Source organism: Chryseobacterium sp. WG23 (genome assembly GCF_024586575.1).
Taxonomy (GTDB): Bacteria; Bacteroidota; Bacteroidia; order Flavobacteriales; family Weeksellaceae; genus Chryseobacterium.
Genome location: NZ_JALCZE010000011.1, coordinates 26618 through 46411, shown reverse-complemented (window position 1 = coordinate 46411; position 19794 = coordinate 26618). Strand labels below are relative to the sequence as shown.

Annotated in this window: 11 protein-coding genes; 4 read left to right on the top strand and 7 right to left on the bottom strand. The window is 36.8% G+C overall.

Features of this window, described 5'->3' with window-relative positions; translation table 11 throughout:
- Positions 1-82: 82 nt before the first annotated feature.
- The 6 genes from MP477_RS16945 to MP477_RS16920 form a co-directional block, all read right to left on the bottom strand.
- A complete protein-coding gene (locus MP477_RS16945) occupies positions 83-1957 on the bottom strand; it encodes a rhamnogalacturonan lyase (protein ID WP_257191300.1) in 1875 nt (624 codons plus the stop codon).
- A 303-nt stretch (positions 1958-2260) separates the two neighbouring features.
- Positions 2261-3064, bottom strand: a complete 804-nt coding sequence (locus MP477_RS16940; RefSeq protein ID WP_230038341.1) for a hypothetical protein — start codon at positions 3062-3064, stop codon at positions 2261-2263.
- 11 nt (positions 3065-3075) lie between these two features.
- Complete coding sequence (locus MP477_RS16935; RefSeq protein WP_257191299.1) at positions 3076-5853, bottom strand: glycosyl hydrolase; 2778 nt, start codon at positions 5851-5853, stop codon at positions 3076-3078.
- A 110-nt stretch (positions 5854-5963) separates the two neighbouring features.
- Complete coding sequence (locus MP477_RS16930; protein WP_257191298.1) at positions 5964-7286, bottom strand: rhamnogalacturonan acetylesterase; 1323 nt, start codon at positions 7284-7286, stop codon at positions 5964-5966.
- A 2-nt stretch (positions 7287-7288) separates the two neighbouring features.
- Positions 7289-10144 (bottom strand): glycoside hydrolase family 2 TIM barrel-domain containing protein, encoded by a 2856-nt coding sequence (locus tag MP477_RS16925; RefSeq protein ID WP_257191297.1) that lies wholly within the window; start codon positions 10142-10144, stop codon positions 7289-7291.
- A complete protein-coding gene (locus MP477_RS16920) occupies positions 10141-11520 on the bottom strand; it encodes a glycoside hydrolase family 28 protein (protein WP_257191296.1) in 1380 nt (459 codons plus the stop codon). The genes MP477_RS16925 and MP477_RS16920 overlap by 4 nt, the downstream gene beginning before the upstream one ends.
- Before the next feature lie 504 nt (positions 11521-12024).
- On the opposite strand from MP477_RS16920, the gene MP477_RS16915 reads away from it, so the two are divergent.
- The 4 genes from MP477_RS16915 to MP477_RS16900 all read left to right on the top strand — a co-directional run bounded on the left by MP477_RS16915 (position 12025) and on the right by MP477_RS16900 (position 17858).
- Positions 12025-13512, top strand: coding sequence for a xylulokinase (locus MP477_RS16915; RefSeq protein WP_257191295.1), 1488 nt, complete (start codon positions 12025-12027; stop codon positions 13510-13512).
- A gap of 67 nt (positions 13513-13579) precedes the next feature.
- Positions 13580-14908 (top strand): xylose isomerase, encoded by a 1329-nt coding sequence (gene xylA, locus MP477_RS16910; RefSeq protein WP_257191294.1) that lies wholly within the window; start codon positions 13580-13582, stop codon positions 14906-14908.
- Positions 14909-15096: 188 nt separating this feature from the next.
- On the top strand, positions 15097-16518 hold the full coding sequence (gene xylE, locus MP477_RS16905; protein WP_257191293.1) for a D-xylose transporter XylE: 1422 nt from the start codon (positions 15097-15099) through the stop codon (positions 16516-16518).
- A 311-nt stretch (positions 16519-16829) separates the two neighbouring features.
- Positions 16830-17858, top strand: coding sequence for a LacI family DNA-binding transcriptional regulator (locus tag MP477_RS16900; RefSeq protein WP_257191292.1), 1029 nt, complete (start codon positions 16830-16832; stop codon positions 17856-17858).
- 321 nt (positions 17859-18179) lie between these two features.
- Here the strand turns inward: MP477_RS16900 and MP477_RS16895 are convergent, their stop codons facing one another.
- The gene (locus tag MP477_RS16895; protein WP_257191416.1) at positions 18180-19793 is read right to left on the bottom strand and encodes a UxaA family hydrolase; all 1614 of its coding nucleotides are present in this window, start codon (positions 19791-19793) and stop codon (positions 18180-18182) included.
- Between the last annotated feature and the right edge of the window lies 1 nt (position 19794).

Genomic DNA, 19794 nt, shown 5'->3' with positions numbered 1-19794 from the left:
TCTCTTAATCTTTCTTTTAATTATTAATTATCTATTTTTCTAAACTTCTTAATGTTTAAAATAAATTTAAATTCTATAAATATTAAGGTTTAACGGTATAAATATTTGGCGCAGGAACCTTTGAAACAGATTCATCCAAATAATAATCGGTATGGGGAGGCTGATTGTACCCTACATTTTGCCAGACGATGCTCAACCGGTATTGTGGATTATGCATCAACGTGTACAAACGGTGCTTCGTCGGAATTGTCGAACTGAAAATCCGAAGTTCCTTATTATCTGAGGTTCTGTACATCACTTCTTCCCGCCAATCCCCGAATAAATCGGCGACCAAAGAAGGGTTTTTCTTGGTCCCGTTATTGGATTCACACTGAAAATCTTTAGCATCAAAAATCAAATCCGATTTTTCTTTATTCCAATCCCATTTTGATACGGAGGTCCCGTCTAGAATTTCGCTTAAAAAATCTCCATCCCAATAAATCCCCATATTAACTGACGGATTTTTTTCACTGATTTTTTTTCCTTTCGCATCGTAAATACCTTTAACTCCCGCTCCTGCAGCCCAACATTCTGAACCTTCATACCTTGGGTCTATATTTAAAGATAATCCTCGTCCCGGCCCCTGAAATTTGCCTTGTTTACTATAAATTAAAGATGGTAATTTCCATAAAACTTTCCCGGTAGCTCCATCTCTGAAATGTGCACCTGCATCATCAAATCTTTCCTGAATATCAAAAATCTCCAATCCCGGATTAGATGGGTCTAAATCTCCAACGTGCAGCGCATCACCATGACCAAAGCCTGTACTGTTCAGCACTTTCCCATTGTCATCAACCGTCATAGCACCGAAGATAATTTCATCTTTTCCGTCATTATCAACATCCGCAATACTCAGATTATGGTTTCCCTGACCACGGAATTTCTTATTTTCTTCCGAACTTTCGGTATCAAAAAGCCATCGCAAACTGAGTTTTTTATCTTTATAATCCCATGCCGCGATTGCCGTTCTGGTGTAATATCCCCTCGACATAATTACACTTGGAGTTTTACCGTCCAGGTAAGCAATAGCACCTAAAAATCGGTCTAATCGGTTCCCTTTTGCATCGCCCCACGTTTCTGTCATTTGCTCGTCGGTTGGATTCAGACTGCCTGCAAATCTTGGAACTTCATAGTTCACAGTATTAATTTCTTCTCCGGTTTGTCCGTTAAAAACTGTCAGATATTCCGGTCCGGAAAGGATCATTCCATTTTCATTGACGTAATTTTTTGTTGGGTCTCCAATAAATTTTCCTTTGCTGTCTTTGCTTCCGTCGGCGGTTTTCATTACGATTTCGGCTTTACCGTCCTGATCGAGATCGTATACCAAAAACTGTGTATAATGCGCTCCTTCTCTGATATTTTTTCCCAGATTGATTTCCCATAAAAATGTACCATTCATTTTGTAAGCCTGGATGATGGGTGGATCAGTAATACCTTTCTGACTGTTGTCTTTTGATCTTCCGGTTTGATGCAGAATGATTTCATATTCACCATCACCATCCAAATCTGCCACAGAAGCATCATTCGGGGTATAACCTTGTGGTGTTTTTAAGGGAATGGAAAAATAAGGTTTTTGATTGGCTACATATTTTGCAGAATCATTGTCAACTGATTTATCCTGAGTATTTGACTTAACGAAATAGGTATAATTCTTCGCTTTATCAGCAGTTTTATCTAAGAAATTAGTTCCGTTTAAAAGGAGTTTTTCATTCAGTTTTATGGTTGAATTATTTTCAGTCCGATACAAATCAAAATGGGTATTTTGCTCCTCTGTTCCTAGCAGACGCCAACTCACGAAAACCCCTGATTCTACAGGAATGGCAACAATTCCTCGTTTGAGGTATTCCATTTGTCTCTGTGCAGAAAATAGCTGCGATAGAAAAATGGCAGATGTGATGAGTATATATTTGATTTTCATAAATCTTTGCTTCATAAGTTTCGGCTAAAGCCAATCTATATTTTCACTATTCGTAAACGGCTTCAGCCTGTTCCATTGAATTTTATCCTTGTCAAGGTTTAGAACCTTGACAAGGATGTTAAGTTGAATCGCTTGCAGCCTGACCTGAGCTGAGCTCTTTTTGTCGGAGCAAAGCGGAGGCAAAAAGCAGGAACGAAGGGCATAAGTGAGAAAAAAGTGGATGCTTTTAGCTAAATTTACGAACGAAGTTCAAAGCTGCCCAATTATTCCAATACTCAATTTCAATCGATTGCGCTATTGAAATTATTTTTTAGAAGTCTGCCTCAATAACCACTTTACCCACTCCTCAGTTCCCTGATAATTGGTAAAATCTGCGGGTAGTTTTTTGCCGTCAATGTATTCATTATAACACCACGGATCGCCCAATGCAAAGACAGTTCCTTTGCCAATTTTTGCGATGGCGGCGATGTTTTTGCCTTCCGCAGACAGCAATTCTTTCGCCGGACTTTTCACTGAAATCGTCGCCACTTCTTTCATATATAATTTCTGCTCAGAAAAAACTTCATTTCCTGCCGGAACCATCACTTTTCCCTGCTCGAATTCTCTTTTCTGAACACGGTTGTAACTGTCATCGTTGAAATGAATTCCAAATTCTCCCGCCAGTTTGTTGAAATGTTCAAATTCAGAATTACCACTGTCGTTGCTCATTAAAACCAAAACACCACCATTGTTCACCCATTCCACCAAATTTTTGATGCTTGCTGCATCAATCAGATTTGCCTTTCCACCGTAAGCTTCTTTGTCAGTATCCGCATCGACAATGATATAAATACCGGCATTTTTCAAATCTTTTTTGGTCGGAGCAGTTGTCAGCATACTGATTTCTGCGCCTTGTTTTGTGAAAATTTCTCCCAACAAAGAAAACCCGCCGTTGCTGGTGTCATTCCATGTATAATGCCAGGATTCCAGGACTTTGGTTTCTTTATTTTCCTTTTTTTCGTTGTTGAAAAAATTGTCTAAAACGACTTTTGGTTTCTGCTGAGCATTAGAAAAGCTGAATGTCAGCAAAGTTCCTAATGCGAATGTTTTTACTATTTTGTTATTCATTTCTTTTAATTTTATTTTGAATAATGTATTGGAATCAATTTAATTTCGCCATCCAGACCGGAAGGCTGCACTTTCCAGTTAGATGCATCAAAAGGCTTATAGTTGATATTCACAAAATTGATTTCGTGGTAATTACGCCACTGAATTTTATTTTGATCCATATAACGGATTCTGTTCGCCATTAAACTACAAACTTCAATCTGAATGGTATTTTTTCCTTTTTTAAGGTATTTTCCAATGTTGATTTCAAAAGGAATGCTCCATACAATTCCCGCTTCCTGACCGTTGACAATTACTTTTGCACTTTCATACAGCTTATCAAATTTCAACAGATAATCGTCTGCATTTTTTTTATTCAAATTTAAAGTGGTCGTATACACTCCCGTTCCTGAAAAGCTCTGTGTTGCAATATCTTCTGAGAAATTGGTCCAGGGTTCCAATTTCTTTAATTTTCTTGATTTTGGAAGTTCGGGACCGCCTTCTTTGAAAGTTAATTGCCAGTTTTGATTTAAATTGATAGGAGAATCTGTCTTTTCAACATATTTCCATTTTGAAATTGAACTGTTTATGTTTTCAGAAGCTTTTATAATTAAAGATTCTCCCGATTTCAGTTGTACTCTAACCGAATTATTCTGAATTTCAGCAAGTCCAAAATCTCCGTTTTCAGGATTCATTAGGACAACTTGTTTTCCGACAAAATTTAAAGGAATATTTTGATTAATTTCCTTTGAAGTGTGATTCACGATGTAATAATATTTTCCACCGTCAAACTGTCTTCTCACGAATTTCAATCCGGTGTCAGTCAGTTTTTCTCTTTCTATTTTTAAATATTCCAACGCTTTCGCAATATCCGAACTTAAAATGATTTTACCCTTTCCAAAGCTCGCCGTTTTCAAATTTACAGCCTGGTTTTGAAACTGGATTTGGTTCCATAAAGATTTTAATTGCGCTCTTCTTTTCTCCACTTCAAAATTTCCGGGAATATCTTTCGGCTCATTTTGAAAAATTATTGAAGCTCCGTTTTGAGCCAAATCCAAAATATTTTTTAAAGTAGATTCGGGCAGATAAGTTAATTCGGGAATAATCAAAACCTGATATGTAGAGCCATCTTCCGACACCTGAATCTTCTGGTTTTCAGGCTTCGATTCGCCAATCATTGTGTCCGAAATCATATCTAAGGAATACCCCATTTTACTGAGTTTATTCAGATTTTCATACATCGGAGTGGGCTGTAACCATTTTTCAACATTATGAACTTTGAATGTCACCTCCTTCCCTTTCGGATTGGCCCATTGGTCGTAAATAGGCCAGTACATCAGCAATTCGTTATCCGATTTTCCGCTCTGCAAAACAGATTGCGTACGTTCGATATAAGAATTTAAACCCTTCAAATGGGGCCACAAACTGTTTTCAGGAACAAAATTTACCGAAGCATAAAACAGCCATCCCGGAAACGGAACATCCGCCGGTGTATACGTTGTACCATGATAAAAAACATGATTAATTCCCGATAAAAACACTTGTTCCACTTCTGGTTTTGTCTGTGACCAGGAGGTTTTGAAATGTTCTGTCAGCCATGTAAAAGTTTCGTTTGAAGTTAACTTTTTCCCTGTCACATTCGCTGCCGAAGAAGCAAATTTCAACATATTAAAATCCGGCATATCTGATTTCTGAATATCCGCAGTATCTCTTTTTAATCCAGGGATTCCAAAAATTGAACTTCCGAAAGTTTCAGATTCAGGAATATCAACTGCTGCATACAAATCCAGCAAATTTCCCGGCGAACCGTGCGCCTGATTAGTATTTTTTGAGTTTTTTGAATGCGCCCAATGGGTGAAATCTTTGGTAAAATTGTTTAAAATCAATTCACTCAGCGTTTCTCTGTAATCTGATTTTACCCGTCCTGCAATTTCATTCTCCTCATTGCTGACCAAATATTTAATGTATGGACTTAGATTGTACCCTCTTCTCTTCTTAAATTCATTTAAAAAATCCGGCGTCCAATCCGCGTTGTAAACCTCATAACTGTCATTGAAAAAAGAACGGATTCCGTAGTTTGAATTTCCAAAAGCTTTATCGAAAGTTTTCAGATAATCTTTGGTTGCCTCCGGTGAAAAATGGTCCAACGTATAGCCTTCTCCACCCGGAGCAGCACGTTTTACTTTTTGCAAAGTTTTACCAGCGAAAACTGCGTAGATTATCCATTTTCCTGACGTTGGTTTCCAATTTAAAGCCCCATCAGCATTAACTTTATCTGTTAAAACCACCGGTTCATTTTTTTCATTGTAAGCCGTTACAATATCCAGTTTTATAGTTTTTAAATTCTTCTTTTTTTCATTTTTCAAAATGATTTTTTCTGCAAATTTTTCACCCGATGAAATCATGTACGTCTGAACAATCATTTTTGTGGCCGCATCCTGTTCGTTAACTTGCGGTCCGCCAATTGGCCAACCTGTTCCGACCGACATATCGACGCCCATATTCAGGCTTTTTGCTTTGTTTGTAGTGAACTGAAGCATTTTCATCCACTCCGGAGAAAGATAATTGATATACTGATTTTCAAAGCCTTTTGCTCCATAAATCGGGACGATTTCTACCCCTCCAAAACCCGCTTGATTAAGTGTTATCAGTTGTTTATCTAATCCTTTTTCATCAACTGCATTTCCCATCCACCACCAGCGTGTCCATGGTTTTGCAGTCTCCGTGGGTTTTGGCCACGGATTTTGTGCGGAAAGATTTCCGAACACAAAACAGATGAGACTAAGACTGACTATATTTTTAATTTTCATTTTTAACTTTTAAATTTAGTCACAAAAGATTTTAAACACTTTAGTTACTTTAAGTATGTGATTCTGCTTTTGAGAAGAACACATTAGTTTTAAAAATCATAGATTTTTAATTAATTCCCATCCGGTTTTAAAGCTTCCATAAAGATACTTTCCGTCCAATGGAATTTTCCAACAGGATCAGGTTTATTTAAATCAAAACCTTTATAATTTTTTGAAATAAATTGACTCAAAGGCAGCTTTTGATCAACAATACTTTTAACGACACATTTCGCCAATTCATAAGCACCATACGTATTAAAATGAGTGTCATCTGCCAAAGCATCCGGTTGATTGGGATAAGAATTTGCAGGATAATAGACAAATGCCTTTTTAGAATTTCCCGGTCCCATGGCTTCAAACAGGGTTTTACTCATCACATTTAAATCAATTAAGAAGATATTTTCTTCTTTTGCAATCTCCCGCATCGCATCAGGAAAATCATCCAATGTGTTGACGATTTTATTGTTCTCATCAAAAACACGACGATTCATGGAAGTAATTAAAACAGGAGTTGCTTCCAGTTCTTTGGCTTTTAAAATCCATTCTTTCAACCTTTTCCTGTAACCGGATTTGATGCTGTTCCCTGACTTCTGGTCATTATGTCCAAACTGGATAAACAGATAATCTCCAGGTCTGATTTTATTCCATATTTTATCGATTCTATGGCGGTCTTCAAAGGCTTTCAGCGTTTCCCCGCTTTCGGCGTAATTGGCAATTACAACTTCGTTCGGAACAAAAAAATACGGCAACATTTGTCCCCACGATGCCCAAGGTTCATACTGCGCATCTACAACCGTAGAATCTCCGGTCAGGTAGATTGTTTTGGCGCTTTTATTCGGCTGAATGATTATTGAAGAAACTCCGGGAGCTTTACCATTAAATTCAATCGTCAGCAAGTTGTCCCAATGCAGGTATTTTCTTTCTCTTGGTTTTAATTTTACAATCCCGATTTGAGTTCCGTCCTGATTTCTGATGATGCTGTCTTTTACGTGTACCGTGATGCGTTTCTCAACGATTTCGCCTTGTTTTGTTTTGATTTCATTCAGCATCAGACGGCGGTTTTCGACACGAACTGTTGTTTCAGAAGTTCCTTTAGAATCGCCTAGACTAAACTTAATATCATAATTTCCTTCCGGAATTGCCACAGAAAAATAGAAAGGTTTATCGCTGGTGATATAATCTCCCGTCAAAGCATTTTCTCCATTTTCAACGGATTTCAAGTTGGAAATATCCATAAATCCGTACCCTGTTTTCTTGTCAAACTTTGAAGTTGAAGTAACAGGAATAAAACCATTCTCGGTTCTGCTTCCTCCAAAATCAAATTTGAAAGAGATTTGTTGCGCAAACAAAAACGAACCTAAAAAAAGCGTTAAAATTTTTATCCAGTTTTTCATCTTTAATCCGTTAAAATGTTTTCTTTCGGCATTGTAAATTGTTTATTTTCATCACCCAAATTCGGTAAGCCGAAATAGAAATACAATGTCCTTTTAAAAGTTCCATGGAGATGATTTAATTCACTTTCCGGTCCTAAAGTTTCGGTTTTATCATTAATATTAAACGCCAAAACAGTTCCCAACGGCGGAATTGCATCCAAAAATGAAATGTTTCCTGTTGGCAATTTCGGATAACCTTCTGCTCCGTAAATTCCATAAAAGTCAAAAAGTCTGACAAACATTTTTTCTTCTTTTGTTCCGATAGTGATTTTTCCTTCCGCAGTATCTAACTGCAGCCACGAAATATCGTCAAAATACCCTTTAAATTCAGGATAAATCCACGGTAAAAAACCAGTTCGCGTTGAGCTCTTCAAATTCTGCCAAACATTATGAGTCTGTCCCTGAGTTCTGTTTTTCCAAACGTGATATGGACCTTTACCCAGCCATTTTGCGCTGATGACATAATTTTCAGGGTAATCAAAACTTACCCCTGAAAAAGCATATTCTCCTGAAAGAGAATATTCATAATTTAGTTCTAAAATTCCATTCGGATTAAGTTTCCAAACCGCTTTTTTTCCGTCTCTGTACAAAACTTCAACAATTTGATTTTTCCCTTCTACAAAAGATTTTATCGAAGATAATTCTGATTTTTCACTCACGAAAACCGGTCCGTTTCGGAAGGTCATTTTTTTGCCTTTTTTATCTAAAATGACTGACTTTAATAATCCATCTTTTTTACCGATTGAAAATTCTTTTTCGTCCGATTTTAAAATAAATAAAGAATCATTTTCTACAACTGAAACCGGAAATTCTTTGATTAAAGATTTCGAGAAATGTTTTGAAATTTCATCATTAGACGAAATTTTCCAAGTCCATGTATAAATTTCTTTTCCGAAAGTGTCTGTTGCAGTCAGCAATAAACCTTCATTTTCTTTCCAGTTATTTGGAAGATTTAAAATAATATTTCCTTTTTCAGTTGGTTTAATATTCGGGGACTCTGCATTTCCTTTTTGAATCACATCAAAACCAGATTCTGAAGAAAATGGAGTTTTAAATTTAACCAATTTCCATTCAAAATGACATTCATTTAAATTGGTGAAATGATATCGGTTTTCTACAGGAATAATTCCGTTAAAATCATTTGAAATCGTTTTAAGATTAATTTTTACCGGACTGTATATTTCCCGAATCGCATAAAAACTTCCTTCTTTTTCACGATGCGGACCCACAACTCCATCCGGAGCATTAATGGCATTCACATCAATCTGATTATTGAAATCGGTTCTCACCAAACCTTCATCTGCAAATGCCCAAAGAAAACCTCCTGCGCCTTTTTTGGAATTCCAGTGAAGTTCCCAGTAATCGGCCAAAGAAGTTCCGCCACCGCCATCATTTTGGGCGTGTAGAAATTCGGTCGGCATATAAATATTTTCACCTTCAAGTATTTTTTTGGTGCTGTAATAATCTTCATAATGATTGCAGTCTATACCGTTGAAAGCATTTCCTGGCTTGTGATGTGCGTGAATTACGGAACGGTTTGACAAATCGTATTTTGCATATTCTTCATCCAAATTAAAATTATGTCCGCCCTCATTTCCGTTGCTCCAGAAAATAATGGAAGGACGATTGGCATCTCTTGTAACCATCTCTCTGACGATCTTTCTACCTACTTCGGTGCTGTATTTTTTTTGCCAGCCCGCCAGTTCATCCAAAACATATAAACCCAACGAATCACAAATCTGAAGGAACGATTTATTGGGTGGATAATGAGCACAGCGAACAGCATTCATATTCATTTCTTTGATGAGCTGGACGTCCATCAAATCAATGTTTTTGTTAACAGCACGACCCGATTCCGGCCACCAGACGTGACGGTTGATCCCTTTCATTTTGATTTTGGTTCCGTTGATGTAAATTCCATCGCCTTTTCGGATTTCAATCGTTCGGAAGCCGAATTTTTCTTCGCTTTGGAAGATATTTTTTCTGTTTTTATTTAAACTGAATTTAGCTTTGTATAAATTGGGCGTTTCAGCTGTCCAGAGTTTTGGTTTTTTAACCGAAAATTGAATCTGTTTTAAAGTATCTCCTTTTCGAATGACAATTTGAGATTCCCCAACGAGAATATTTTTAACATCAAAAATTTTTACATTTAAATTGTTGACCGATTGGATTCCTTTTAAATAAATATTTGAACGAAAACTGCCGTCTGCTTTGGCATCAATGGCTGTCCATGAAATATTTTCTTTTGAATTAGCCTCGAGGTAAACAGGCCTGAAAATTCCTCCCAAAACCCAGTAATCGGCAAGACGTTCTGCACTGTTTACAGATTTATCTGCAGACATTTTAGAAACTTTGACTTCAAGAATATTTTCTTTTCCAAAGATTAATTTGTCTGAAATATCATATTTAAATTCGTAAAAAGCACCCTGATGAATTTTTCCGGCTAATTTTCCGTTGATTTTCACTTCGGTATCAGTCATTGAACCTTCAAAAACAATGTTGACCGATTTTCCTTTCCAGGAATGTGGAACTGAAAATTTGTGTTTGTAAAGTCCTACTTCATCATTAAATTTAAAATTCTTTCCGTAGGTAACGTAATCTCGTCCGTAGTTGTAGGAACCAAACCCCTGCTGTTCCCATTGTGACGGAACCTGAATTTTATCCCAGCTTCCTGATTTCCTTCCACCGGTTATCCAAAAGGCCCATTCTTTCGTATGCTCAGAATCTGTCCCGCTCAGGAATTGGATCTCCTTAGATTGAGAATGCAGAAACTGTGAGCAAAAGCATAAAATAACGAATATTTTAGAAAAAAAACTCATTTTGCAGCAATGTCGGAATCATCTTTTTTGTCGTAAGGTTGCGTGATAGAAGCAACTTGCGTAACATTTATATTTTTTTGCTTTAAATTCTGAATGTTCTTCAGGTTTTCCATTTCTGGTTTCAAAGCTTTTATTTTCAAATTTTCAAATGTGAAATCATTCAAACTGTATAAATCTGATTTTTCAATAGAAAAAGCAGTTTCGCAACTGATATTAATGTCTTTTAATGTGATGTTGTTGGCCAATCCTTTTCTCGGTCTTTCTTCACCTTTTAAATCGAAAAACTGATTCCAGCCTTTTACATAGAGGAAGGTTTTTACATTTCCGGTAATATTTTCAACTGTAAGATATTCGTAATGCTGAGGTGTATCGGGACGCATTTTTAAATGTAATAATCTTGAAGCATCTTTCACTTTTGAGTTACGCAAAATCACATTGTAATTGTGAATCGATTCACTGCCGCAGGTCAACACGCTGTGACAAAAACCAAAGCTGTTATCTTCAATAATGATGTTTCTGTTTTCACCATTCTCAGGGGTTTTATCTGCTTTCGGCCCTTTTCCGCCTTTCAAAGCAATTGCATCGTCATTAACTGACATATAGCAGTTTTTAATCAGGAAATTCGTACAAGCATCAATATCAACTGCATCTGTACTTGGTGCTTTTACAGGCTCTTTCGGAGCAAGGATGGTCAGATTTAATAATTTTACAAAATCACATTTATAATAATGCGTGCTCCAGAATGGGGAGTTTTTTATGGTAATCCCTTCAACCTGTACATTTTTAGAATTGGAAACATAGATAATTCTAGGTCTCATTTCATCCATATTAGTACATTTAGGATTCCATTCTCTTCTTTTCCAGAAGGATTTCCAGAAACGAAGTCCGTTTCCGTCAAGCGTTCCCTTTCCTGAAACGGTGAAACCGTTTAATCCGTCAGCGTTAATTAAAGCAGGAAAATATTTTACGGTTTGACCTTCCATTCTTGTGGTAACTACCGGAAAATCATTGATATCATCACTTCCTTTTAATTTTGCACCGCTCTCCAAATGCAAATGTGTTCCCTGCTTAAAGAAAATAGAACTGATAAGGAATGTTCCTTTTGGTACAATGATGACACCGCCACCATTTTTAGCTGCCTGATCAATAACTGCCTGAACCTGTTTTGTCTGCAGAACTGTACTGTCGTTTTTCACGCCGAAATCCGTAAGGATATATTTTTTCCCTAATTTATTAATATCTGTAGGTCTATTTTCTTTAAACCATTTGGGAATTTTGGTTCCGTCAGGGAACTTATCCTGGCTTTTTACTCCTGATGAAAACAAGAAAAGTACAAACAGAGATAATAATAAGTTTAATGTATTTTGAGATTTCATAATTTATTTTTTACTGTATATCCTGATTTCATTAATAAAAATTCGCACTCAAAAGGAAAGCAAAATAAAGGAATATCATTTAAATAAAATTATTCCGTTTTTTTCTAGAAAAAATCAGCAACTATTTTTCAACTGTTTAGCGAAAATTACCTTTTTATTTCATTTTCATAAAAATATACATTTTAGGAGCTGGCGGTATCCTGCTCTTTCATGTTGAATAATTTATTATGCCTTATCCCTACCCTTCAATAGTTAAGTAAATTATTATTTTGCGCAATCGATTGCTCAATATTAGATTATTAAAGCTCATTTTAGTTAAAATTAATTTCTCATTTTGTTTAATTTAATTAGAACTAAAACCTATAAAAACTAACAAATGAGAAATAAACAACTGAATAACAATTATTTAACTTTTAAATATAATTAAAATTTACATATTAACAAAAATCTCTTTTATTATACATAAAATTATTACATTTAAAGCGTTACAATTATTAATAATTAATGAAGTTTATAGGTTATGATGTAGGAAGCTCATCGATAAAGGCTTCCATTGTAGATGATCAGGGTAAATTAATTGCCCATTCCAAATATCCGGAACATGAGATGCCAATAGATTCTCCAAAAGCAGGCTGGGCGGAACAAAATCCTGATGAATGGTGGCAAAATCTCAGGATTCTCACTCAAAAAATAATTGCTGAGAGCAAAACCGACAAAAATGAGATTAAAGGAATCGGAATATCCTATCAGATGCACGGATTAGTATTGATCGGAAAAGACAAACAGGTCCTTTGTCCGTCAATCATATGGTGTGACAGCCGGGCTGTTGAAATTGGCAACCGGACTTTTAATGAGATCGGAGAAGAAAAATGTATGAAAGAACTCCTTAATTCTCCGGGAAATTTCACTGCGTCCAAGCTGAAATGGGTACAGGAAAACGTCCCCGAAATCTATGAAAAGATCTGGAAATTTATGCTTCCGGGAGATTTCATTGCATTTAAGCTAAGTGGAGAGGCAACAACTTCTGTTACAGGACTTTCAGAAGGTGTGCTTTGGGATTTCGAAAAAAATGAAGTTTCAAAAACGATGCTTCAACATCTGAGAATTGATGAATCCCTTGTTTCTGACATTGTGGAAAATTTCACTGAACAATGCTATGTTTCAAAACAGGGAGCAGAGGAATGTGGCCTTCCCGAGGGAATTCCTATTTATTACCGGGCTGGAGATCAGCCTAATAACGCATTATCCCTTAACGTAATAAATCCGGGGGAAATTGCAGCAACAGGCGGAACTTCCGGAGTTGTTTATGGGGTAACCGATGTTATTAAGTCTAAAGAATCTGTAAGGATTAACAATTTTGCACACATCAACCACACAAAAGAACAACCGAGAATCGGTAAGATGCTTTGCCTGAATGGTGCCGGAATTCAATACAGCTGGCTTCGGCATCAGGTTGACCAAAAAAGGCACAGCTATCACGATATTAATGATTTAGCTTCCAGAATACCGATAGGTTCTGATGGGGTTATTGTGCTGCCTTTCGGAAATGGTGCAGAAAGAGTCTTACATAATAAAGATATCGGCTCTTCAATTTTCAACCTGAATTTTAACCGACATAAAAGTGAGCATCTTTTCCGGGCAGGATTAGAAGGTATCGCCCATTCTTTTGTCTATGGAACTGATATTCTAATGTCCGACGGTCTTCAGAAAGGTGTTATAAAAGCAGGTGGTGATAATTTATTCCGCTCTCCTTTATTTACGCAGACTATCACTACTCTATTGGATACCGAAATAAGAATTATAGATTCTACAGGTTCGACAGGTGCTGCAAGAGCCGCAGCCATGGGAGCCGGAGCGTTTGCATCACAAAATGAAATCCTGACTGATAAAGACATTTTAAAAAGCTACTACCCGGATACTGAAAATTATGCACAGTACAAGGAAAGCTATGAAAAATGGAAATTAAAATTATTGCAAAATCTAAACAATTAAGAAATTTTTCAATGTATAATGCAATCGATTGCATGATATATTAATCTAAATTAAAATTAAAAATATAATGGCAATTACAATGGGTAACAAAGAGTATTTTAAAGGAATTGGAAAAATTCAATTTGAAGGAAAAGAATCTGATAATCCTCTGGCTTTTAAATTTTATGACGAGAATAAAATTGTTCGCGGAAAAACAATGAAAGAATATTTCAGGTTTGCGACCGCTTACTGGCATACATTCTGTGCGACAGGAGGAGATCCTTTCGGGGTGGGGACGCAGCATTTTGAGTGGTTAACTGCAACAGACGTTAAGCAAAGAGCAACAGAAAAAATGGATGCTGCTTTTGAATTCTTTACAAAATTAGGTGTTCCTTACTACTGTTTCCACGATTATGATTTAATTGATGAAGCGGATAATTTTAAAGATTCAACAAAAAGAATAGAATTTATAACCGATTATGCCAAAGAAAAACAGGCGGCTTCCGGAATAAAATTACTTTGGGGAACATCAAACTGCTTTTCCAATCCGAGATTCATGAATGGTGCGGCCACGAATCCTTCATTTGATGTGCTGGCTTACGCGGGAGGACAGGTTAAAAATGCTTTAGATGCAACCATTAAGTTAAGCGGAGAAAATTATGTTTTCTGGGGCGGCCGTGAGGGATATATGTCATTGCTGAACACTAATATGAAACGTGAACTTGAGCATATGGCGAAGTTTTTACACATGGCAAAAGATTATGCACGTTCACAAGGCTTCAAAGGGACTTTCTTTATTGAGCCAAAACCTATGGAACCTACAAAACATCAGTATGATTTTGATGCGGCAACCTGCTTAAACTTTCTTCGTCAATATGATTTACTGGATGATTTTAAGCTTAACCTTGAGGTTAACCACGCAACTTTGGCCCAACATACTTTCGAGCATGAATTGCAGGTTGCAGCTGATAACAATGTGTTGGGAAGTATTGATGCCAATCGCGGAGATTACCAGAACGGTTGGGATACAGACCAGTTCCCGGTTGACTTGTATGAAATGACCCAGGCAATGTTAGTGATTATTCAGGCAGGCGGTTTTCAAGGCGGAGGTGTAAATTTTGATGCTAAAATCAGGAGAAATTCTACAGATCTGGAAGATATTTTTATCGCTCATATCAGCGGAATGGACAATTTTGCAAGAGCTTTCATGGCTGCAGATGCTATTTTAGAAAAATCAAAATATTCTGAAATCAGAGCGAACAGATATTCTTCTTTTGATGAAGGGAAAGGTAAAGATTTTGAAGACGGAAAACTATCTCTTATCGACCTGGTTGTTCATACGGAAGGTCTTGGACAAGTGGGCAGAGAGAGTGGTAAACAGGAATATCTGGAAAGCTTGATTAATCAGTATTTATAAATTTTTGAATATTTTGTTGGCTAACTACAAAGACGCAAGAAAATCAAAGGTTTTCAGCAGCTCTTGCATTCTAAAATTTATCAAAGATAAAATCCTGGCGCCTTAAGCTGATTAATTAAAATAAATTGCGCCTTTGCGTTCAGCCAACAAAATAATCCAGCTCATAACAATTAAAATTATATTAAACTATGCAAATAATAGATTCGGGTCCGGAATATTCCTCAGAAACAAAGGCGGAAATAAACATGGTATATGTCACCGTCCTTACATTGGTTGCCACTCTGGGTGGGCTTTTGTTCGGATATGATACGGCTGTAATTTCAGGAGCAGAAAAATCCATTCAGGAATATTTAATTATTCCGCTGGGATTGGGTTCCCTGGCTCATGGAGCAACTATTTCCAGTGCGCTGATCGGGTGCATCATTGGAGGTGCAGTTTCCGGGTATTTTTCAACCAGGTTAGGAAGGAAAAAATCATTAATGCTGGCTGCATTTTTATTTTTCATCAGTGCTTTGGGAGCTGCTTATCCGGAATTTTTGTTTTTTAAGCAAGGGGAACATTCAATGGGAGTTTTATGGGCTTTCAATATTTACAGAATTATAGGGGGCATCGGAGTTGGGCTTGCCTCTGCGGTTTGCCCGATGTATATTGGAGAAATAGCACCAGCCGAAGTTCGCGGAAAATTGGTTTCTCTGAATCAGTTTGCCATCATTTTTGGAATGCTGGTTGTATATTTTGTCAATTGGGGAATTGCCGACGGAAAATCTGTAGAATGGATTAACGATATCGGTTGGCGTTATATGTTTTTATCACTGACGATTCCAGCTGCTTTATTCGGGATTTTGCTATTTTTTGTTCCAGAAACTCCACGATACTTAACCCTTATTAAAAAAGATGATGAAGCGCTTAAAATTTTAACCAAAATTAATGGACACCTTCGGGGACATGAGATTTTTCATGAAATCAAAGGTAGTGTTACCCAGCATAAAAGTGAGATTTTTGCATTCGGAAAAACAGTTATCATCATAGGAATTTTACTTTCCGTTTTTCAGCAGTTTGTGGGAATTAATGTAGCTTTATATTACGCTCCGAGGATTTTTGAGAGTATGGGTGTTCATAAAGATGCTTCCATGCTTCAGACAGTGGTTATGGGATTGGTTAACGTAATTTTTACTGTGGTTGCTATTTTCACGGTTGATAAATGGGGTAGAAAACCTTTATTGATTGTAGGCTCCATAGGAATGGCAATTGGAATGTTTGCTATTGCTATTTTCTCTTATTTACATATTATCGGAATTGCAACCTTAGTTTTTATTATTATTTATACGGCATCTTTTATGATGTCCTGGGGACCGATCTGCTGGGTTTTAATCTCTGAGCTTTTCCCCAATAAAATCAGGGGTTCAGCAATTGCTGTCGCCGTTGCCGCACAATGGGCCGCCAATTACCTGATCTCCTCCACCTATCCTTTTATGATGGAATTCAGTGGAGCTTTTACCTACGGTTTTTATGGAGTAATGAGTGTTTTATCACTGTTTTTCGTCTGGATAATGGTTCCTGAAACGAAAGGTAAATCTTTGGAAGAAATTGAAAAGCTTTGGAAAAAATAGTTTAGTTTTTACAATGAAGACATCGGTTTTTGATGTCTTTTTGCTTTACTTAAAGAATTGTTTATTATATAATCAGATTTTCATTGTTCATAAGCTCAATTTCCAATGAGTCCGGCTTTTATTAACCAAAATTAAACCTTACACCCAAATGAATTAAGTAATTCAATATATTATAAGTTTAATCTGATTTTAATCACTCCATAATCTTGTATAAAATCACAATATTTCCTTTTTGATAGCCATAATTTGATTAAATTTACGTCAATAATGTATATCATTTTAATATACAGAAAACTTCAGAAAAAGCATGTATGAATAAAAAAAATGCCACAATATATGACATCTCGAAAAAGCTTAACGTAAGTGTGGCAACTGTTTCCAGAGCATTGAACGACCATCCGAGAATCAGCCAGGCAACGAAAGATTTGGTGAAGAAAACCGCCAAAGAAATGAACTACAAGCAAAATAACCTTGCCAAAGCTCTGAAAAGCGGGGAAACAAAAAACGTAGGAATTATTGTGCCTTACATTAATACCAATTTCTTTTCATCGGTGATCCGGGGAATTGAAGAAGAGCTTTCTCCACACGGTTATCATGTGATTATCTGCCAGAGCCATGAGGATGTAAATATTGAGAAAAGGCATTTAAACACCCTGCTTAACGCCCAGGTTGACGGAATTTTCATGTCAGTTTCCAAAACGACAATTGATACCGAACATATCCAGAATATTTTGAATACCACCAACACTCCTATTATATTTTTTGACCGTAAAAAAGATATTTCAGGGATCAGTACGGTGACTATCGATGACTACCGGGGTGGTTATATGGCCACTGAACACCTGATTAATGAAGGCTACAGGAATATCTGCCATTTTTCCGGGGACTTAAATCTTGAAATTTACAGAAACCGTCTGAATGGATATAAGCAGGCTTTAATTGATCATAATTTAAGTATAAAAGAGGAAAATATTATCACAACCGGGAGTTCGATTGATGAAGGAATTGATGCGGTTAAGAAACTTTGGGATAAAAAATCCGTTCCGGATGCCATCTTTTCATCCAGTGATTTTGCTGCATTGGGTGCTTGTCAGGAATTGAAAAAACGTAAGATTAAAATTCCACAGGAAGTGGCAATTATAGGCTTTTCCAACGAACCTTTCACCCAATTTATGGAGCTTCCGATGAGTTCTGTGGATCAAACTCCCGTTATCATGGGAAAAATGGCGGGGCAGGTTTTTATTGATAGTGTGAAGGAAAATGGTTCCGGGGTTTCTATTGAGAAGAAGGTGGTGTTGGCACCGCAGCTTTATATTAGGAAATCTTCGAAAAAGAAGTAGTTTTTAACAAAAATAGAACTCGTGCGAATTTGATATTTGTTCGCATTTAAACAGTGGGATTTTCTTAACGTTCACAAAAATATCTTAACACTTCATTTTTCTATGTCGTTATAAAACCACAGCTTTCGGCTTTGTCATCATCTAAACACTTAAGTTTTGGCTAAAGCCAATCTATTGTATATTTATAAAGCGGACTAAAGTCCGCTCCTATTGATCCTGTTTCGTGTTTATTCGTGAAAAATATTGTGTCATTTGTGTTTAATCCAAAAAAAATGCTTTCCACAATGTAGAAAGCATTTTCAATCTAATATATTTAAACAACTATAAAGATACTCCCCGTCTCCAGGGAATAAAATCGTTTTGATTTAAAATTGCGGCTTTTGTTTTTACTTTTCCGCTTGCGACTTCGATGATAAATTCTAAAAGCTCTTCTGCTTTTTCGTCGATTGTTTTTTCGCCTGTAATCACGTCTCCTGTGTTGAAGTCAATGATATCGGGCATTCTTTCTGATAAAGAAGTGTTTGACGAAATTTTTACTACAGGAACAACCGGATTTCCAGTTGGCGTTCCCAAACCTGTCGTAAATAAAACCACATTTGAGCCGGAACCGACCAAAGCGGTTGTACATTCAACGTCATTTCCAGGGGTACACAATAAATTTAAACCAGGTTTTTTGATATATTCTGTAAAATCGAGAACGTCATTTATCGGTGACGAACCACCTTTTTTAGCGGCTCCTGCGGATTTCATGGCATCGGTTATCAGTCCGTCTTTAATATTCCCGGGTGACGGGTTCATATCAAAACCTGAACCTGCAGCAACGACTGATTCTTCAAAATCTTTCATTAACTGTAAAAATCTTTCAGCGTCTTTTTCATTCACACAACGATTTACCAGCTCCTGCTCTACTCCGCATAATTCGGGAAATTCTGAAAGGATGGTCGAGCCACCAATTCCAGCCATTAAATCTGACAATTGGCCTAAAACCGGATTGGCGGAAATTCCTGAAAACCCGTCTGAACCGCCGCATTCCAATCCTAAAACTAACTTAGAAATTGGTGCAGGCTTTCTTTCTATTTCATTGGCTTTTTTGATGGCTTCATAAGAATCTTTGATGATTCCATTCAGCATTTCATCAACTGTTCCCGATTTTTGCTGCTCGTAAACGATGATCGGTTTTTTATTATCAGGACTGATTTTTTCCAACGCATCTTTAAAAATCTGAACCTGTAAATTCTGACAACCCAAGCTCAAAACCGTTGCTCCGGCTACGTTTGGATTATTCACATAACCAGCCAATAACCTTCCCAATGCTTCCGCATCCTGACGAATACCGCCACAACCGCCTTGATGAGTGATGAATTTGACTTCAATATTTTTAAAAACCCGGGAATCCTGTTCTTCTTCAACAACCGTTTCAGTTTCAGAATTATTAATTAATGATCTTAATAAAAGCTGATGTTTTGTTGCTTTTTCAAACAGCAATTCTTTTTCAAAAACATCTTTTAAAATCTCAACATTTCTATTTTCACAAAAAACCAATGGAAAAAATAACCAAACGTTTTCTGTTCCGACCTGCCCGTCTTCTCTGTGATAACCCATGAAAGTTTTATCTTTCCATTTATCAACATTCGGGGCTGTCCAAGCCGTCGTTTCTGTTTTACCTTCCACTTTTGCACTTTGATGCTTAACGTTCTCAGTCGTGATAACCTCTCCTTTCTGGATCGGCTGACTCGCTTTCCCGACTAAAACACCATACATAATAATCTCGTCTCCAATAGCAAGATCTTCGGTCACGAATTTATGTTTCGCTTTTGTGTCTCTTAGAATGTCATACGTAAGATCGCCCAAAGTTACAGTTTCCCCCCGCGTAAGATCAACCAGTGCCACTGCTACATTATCTTTGGGATTTACTTTCAGTACTTTCTTTTGCATC